The organism is Frankia sp. CcWB3 (assembly GCF_977927595.1).
Window position 1 is genome coordinate 17017 of record NZ_CDWRCK010000042.1, and the last position, 5157, is coordinate 22173.

The window sequence follows — 5157 nt, forward strand, 5'->3', positions numbered from 1 at the left end:
CCTGGGGCACCTGGGGCAGCCGTAGCAGCCGTAGCGGTCGGACCGGCCGCCGCGTACCGCTCCCAGAGCGCGGCGAGCCCGCCCGCGAGCAGCACCGACATGCCCAGCGCGACCAGGGGGACCGCCCGGGGCAGCGAACGCAGCGCGAGACCGGCCGTCGATCCCTCGGCGAAGTCCTTGAACAGCCGTCCCCAGGGCGAGGGATCGTCGTACGGGTAGACGCCGACGGCGATCGTGGTGCCCAGCAGGATCAGCGCGACGAAGTAGCCGCGCTGGCCCCAGCGGATGGCCGAGGCGCCGATCAGGGCGAGGATGGGTATGGCGAAGCTGACCGCGGTCAGCCAGATGCTCTGGGTGTAGTGGGTGGCCGGCCCGATCCACGGACCGAGCGCGTCCTGCCCGTAGAAGAACCAGTTGCCCAGGCCCCGCAGCACCTCAGAGGCCTGCGAGCTGCTGGCGACCGTCTCGATTGTCTCGGTGAAGGCGAGGACGTTGAGGCCGTAACCGGCCTGGGTGTAGAGCCCCGCGATCCACCATGCCGACGTGACGAGGACGACCAGCACCGCACGGGTGCACATACTCACGGCGGCGCCGAGCCGGACTTCGCGGGTACCCCAGACGGCGAACGGTATCCACAGCAGTGGGGCGGACAGAATGAAGATCAGGCTGGAGGCGTTGATGCTGCCGATCGTCGTGACCACGAGGGCGAAGGCGGCGGGGAAGCGCCAGCCGGCCCGGCCGGACTCCGCCTCGCGCAACCCGCGCACGGTGATGCCGATCAACCAGCCCAGTCCGGCGTAGGGCAGCAGGATCGCCGAGATCCGCGCCTCGTACTCCAGGATGTAGGGCGAGAGCATGTAGCCGAACGCGGCGACGAACGCGAAGCGGTCGGGCCAGCGGAACGAGCGGAGCAAGAACAGCACGCCGGTGCCGGCGCCGAACAGGATGGAGCCCGTCCACAGCCGCTGCGCGACCCAGTCGGGCAGGCCGACGAGATCCAGCAGCCAGTAGAAGGCGCCCTGCGGGAACAGGTAGCCGATGTTCTGATGGGTGACGGTGCCCATGCCGATGCCGGGGTCCCACATGGAGACCGCCCGGCGCAGCATCCGGCTCGGATCGAGGTAGAGGTACGCCTTGGTGTCGGCGCCGATCTTTCCTGGTGCCGTCGCCAGCAGCGGCAGATACGCCACGGCGGCCAGCACCAGGGTCGGCCAGGATGGCGGCCGCCGCCGGATCGTCGCCGAGGCCGGACCGGACTCGGTGCGACCGGACTCGGTGCGACCGGAGGGGGCCGGACCGGACGGCGACGTGGTCACGGTCACCGGATCACCGGATTACCGCAGTCACCGGTGCGGCCCAACCAGGTCCGCGGCCCGGGCCGCGGTGGAGCGGCGGCCCTGATGCCGGGCCGCCTCCCGGGCGAGTGCCGCGAACGTCGAGCGAGCCGTCTGCGCCCAGGTGAAGGTCGCCGCATGCGCCAGCGCCCCGGCGGACAGCCGGGTGCGCAGATCGTGATCGGTCAGCACGCCGGCCAGTGTCTTGCCCAGGTCGGCCGGATCCTCCACCAACACGCCGGTCTCGCCGTTGACGACCGCGTCGGTGTGTCCGGCGATCTTCGTCGCGACCGACGGCGTGCCGCAGGCAGCGGCCTCGGTGATCGTCATGCCCCAGCCTTCACGGGCCGAGGCCGAGGTCAGCACCCAGGCGCGCCGATACAGCGCCAGCAGGGCGTCGTCGTCGACCCGCCCGACGAGGTGCAGCCAGCCGCCGGCTCCGGCAGCGGAGATCCGCTTCTCCAGCTCCACCCGCTCGTAGCCCTCGCCGACGATGACCGCCTCCATCGCCGGATGTTCATCGTGGGCGCGGACGAGCCCGTCGATGAGGACGTCGAACCGTTTCACCGGCACCAGACGCCCGACAGCGAGGACGAGCGGATGCGGCGAGCGCTCGCCTGCGGGGGAGAACGACGGGTCGATGCCCGGCGGCACGACCGAGATGTTGCGCGGCGGCAGGCCGAGCAGTTCGATGATCTCGTGCCGGGACGACGGGGACAGCGTCAGGATGCGCGTACGCTGGTACAGCAGTGGAGCGATCTTGAATTCGACGGTCTCGCCGATCCTGGCCAGCTTCGGGGACAACACCATCCGCCACATCTCGGCATGCACGTGGTGCAGGAACACCACCCGGGGGCAGCGGGCCCAGACCGGGGAAAAGAACGGCATCCCGTTCCAGATCTCGACCAGACCGTCCCAGGGCCCGCCGCGGCCCAGCGCGCCGGACACCGCTGTGCGCGGGAAGACCGAGTACCGGCCCGCCTTGCGGACCACCGTGTAGCCGTTGCGGTGGACGGACTCCGGATGGCCGGACGCCACGGCCGTGCGCAGGCTCACGTCGATGCCGGCCTGCGCCCACAGCTCCGCGACCTTGTCGGCGTGCAGCTCCGACCCGCCCGACTCGGGGTCGTCGAGATCACGCCAGGCCAGCATGTGCACGCGGCGCAGTCCCGAAGTCTCGACCAGCTCGGCGAGGGAGAGTCGGCGCGGCGCGGCCTCGATCCCGGGCGCTCCCACCTGCGCGGCCAGGAGGCCCGGCGGGACCGGGACGGCCGGCGGCACGACGAGGCCATCGGGGGTCGGCGGGATCGTCGCGCCGGGGCCGCGACGATTGCTCGCGGCGCTCATGCCCGAGCCGTCCGGCGGGCGGCGGCGAGCACCGACAGGCCGGTGACGATGGCCAGCACGGCCTGGCAGGCGAGGTTGGCGCGGGCGGTGCTCGTCGGTGATCCGTCCGCCCACAGCATGAGGGGGACGGCCGCGGCGGCGGCCAGCCCCAGGGCCAGCAGTACGCCACGCTCGCCGAGAGCGAGCAGGTAGTGGGTGAACAGCACGGTAGCTCCGAGACAGGTCATCGCTGCGGCCAAGGGGAGAAGCGCGCCGGAGGCATCGGTGAAGCGAGAGCCGAAGGCCAGGGAGAGAAGTGTGTCGGGTGCGAGGAGAGCGGCGGAGAGCAGCCCCAGTGCGGGTACGAGGAGTATCGCTAGCGTTGCTCCGAGTTGATGGAGGGCGTGCTGCCCGAGATGTCGTCGATCGGCGGCCTCCGGCAGCAGGAAGCCGGCCAGTACGACCGCCGCCAGTACGAGTACCTTGCTGGCCACCGAGACGGCCGCGTAGGAGCCCGACTGGTCGGGGGCGAGCCGGCCCTGCATAAGGACGTCGATGTTCTGCAGGAGGCCGAGCATCGCCAGCGCGACGAGAGCGGCGCCGACCTCGACGGCCAGCCGGGCCGTGGGCGCCGCGGGCGAGCCCGGCTCGGGCGACATTCCTACGACCGCGTCCGGGTGGCGGCGCAGCGTGGACCGCGTGTGGGCGAGGGCGGCCAGCACACCGAGCAGGACGCCGATCGCCGCGCCGGTCTCGTCCAGACCGGCGAGCACCAACCCGATCGTGAACACCGTCTTCACTGCGGCGTCGACGAGCAGGTTGGCGGCCAGCGCCGGATAGAGCCGGCCGCACTGCAGCAGCCCCCGGTCGACGCAGAGCAGACACCAGGCGGCACCGGCGGTCACGATCTCGGCGACGCCGCCGGGACCGGGCAGCGACAGCTCGTGGGCCACGAAGCCCCGAGCGGCCACCGCGAGCACGGCGACGACCAGCACGAGCGCGACCCCGACCCGGCGGACCCGGCGGACCCACTGCGCCACCAGGTCCAACTGCCCGCTGTGCTGCCAGGTGGTGATCCGCCGGACCACCCCCACGAGCAGGGCGCTGCCCGGCATGGACACGATGAAGAAGATTGCGATCAGTTGGGCGACCACGCCGTAGGACCGGGTACTCATCGCGCGCGCGATGATCAGCGTGACGCCCATGTTGGCGAGGTTGGCGAGCTGGCCGGCCAGCGCCAGCGGGATGGCGCCGCGCACCGCCCCCCGCAGCCGGGTGCCCCGGGTCTGTTTTAGGCGTTTACGCAGCGTCCAGCCGTCGGTCGCGATCGCGGCCGACGCGCCGCCCAGTTGGGCGGTATTGCGCTTCATGCGGAGTCCTCCCCGACGACATACGCAGGGGTACTCCCCACCCCGCGCAACGGAATGCCCGCGTGGGGCCGGTTCACCCGCGCCGGGGTGGTCGGCCGCCTGGTACGCCCGGGAACGGTGCTCAACGGATTGTCAGTGCCTTGTCGGCCGATTCCGTCTCGGCGGCGACGTCGGCGTCCACCATCATCGCCACCAACTCCTCGAACCCCACCCGCGGCTTCCACCCCAACACCTCCCGCGCCTTCGACGAATCCCCCACCAGCACATCCACCTCAGCCGGCCGGAAAAACCGGGGATCCTGCCGCACGAACCCCGACCAGTCCAAGATCCCCACCCACCCGAACGCCGCATCCAACAACTCCCGGATACTGTGCGTCTCCCCGGTCGCCACCACATAGTCGTCCGGCGCGTCCTGCTGCAGCATCCGCCACATCGCCTCCACGTAATCCCCCGCGAAACCCCAGTCCCGCCGCGACTCCAGATTCCCCAACGACAACGAGTCCTGCAACCCCAACGAAATCCGCGCCACCGCCCGCGAGATCTTCCGGGTCACGAACTCGATCCCCCGCCGCGGCGACTCGTGATTAAACAACAACCCCGAACACGCGAACGTCCCGTACGACTCCCGATAATTCACCGTCAGATAGTGACCGAACGTCTTCGCCACCCCGTACGGCGACCGCGGGTGAAACGGCGTCGACTCCCGCTGCGGCGTCTCCCGCACCTTCCCGAACATCTCCGACGACGACGCCTGATAGAACCGCACCCCCGACATGTCGTTACCACCCGCGATCCGCAACGCCTCCAGAACCCGCAGCACCCCCATCCCCGTCGTCTCCCCGGTCAGCTCCGCCTGCTTCCACGACAACCCCACGAACGAGATCGCCCCCAGGTTGTACACCTCGTCCGGCTGCGAGATCTCCACCGCCCCGATCAACGACGGAAGATCCGTCAGATCCCCCTCCAACAACACCACCCCTGGCACCAGCCGCTCCACCGTCGCCACCTTCGGGTTCGACTGCCCCCGCACCAACCCGAACACCTCATAACCCTTCGCGGTCAGCAACTCACCCAGATACAACCCGTCCTGACCGGTAATCCCGGTAATCAGCGCGCGAGGCACGTCG

At 70.5% G+C, this 5157-nt stretch carries 4 protein-coding genes; all 4 read right to left on the bottom strand.

Annotation, left to right across the window (positions count from 1 at the left end; translation table 11 throughout):
• Positions 1-1322 (bottom strand): alpha-(1->3)-arabinofuranosyltransferase domain-containing protein (locus tag ACY5KJ_RS05590; protein WP_462202918.1); only part of this gene is annotated, 1322 nt, incomplete at its 3' end.
• A 21-nt stretch (positions 1323-1343) separates the two neighbouring features.
• Positions 1344-2681, bottom strand: coding sequence for a glycosyltransferase family 4 protein (locus ACY5KJ_RS05595; protein WP_462202919.1), 1338 nt, complete (start codon positions 2679-2681; stop codon positions 1344-1346).
• Positions 2678-4030 carry a hypothetical protein gene (locus ACY5KJ_RS05600; protein WP_462187063.1) on the bottom strand — a complete coding sequence of 451 codons (1353 nt, stop codon included), beginning with the start codon at positions 4028-4030 and terminating at the stop codon, positions 2678-2680. Before ACY5KJ_RS05600 ends, ACY5KJ_RS05595 begins: the two co-directional genes overlap by 4 nt.
• Before the next feature lie 121 nt (positions 4031-4151).
• The gene (gene gmd / locus ACY5KJ_RS05605; RefSeq protein WP_462202921.1) at positions 4152-5153 is read right to left on the bottom strand and encodes a GDP-mannose 4,6-dehydratase; all 1002 of its coding nucleotides are present in this window, start codon (positions 5151-5153) and stop codon (positions 4152-4154) included.
• Positions 5154-5157 lie beyond the last annotated feature (4 nt).

Bases quoted from the DNA above. Each gene is read 5' to 3' on its own strand.
- ACY5KJ_RS05595 (WP_462202919.1), bottom strand. From the start codon at position 2,681: ATGAGCGCCGCGAGCAATCGTCGCGGCCCCGGCGCGACGATCCCGCCG.
- ACY5KJ_RS05600 (WP_462187063.1), bottom strand. From the start codon at position 4,030: ATGAAGCGCAATACCGCCCAACTGGGCGGCGCGTCGGCCGCGATCGCG.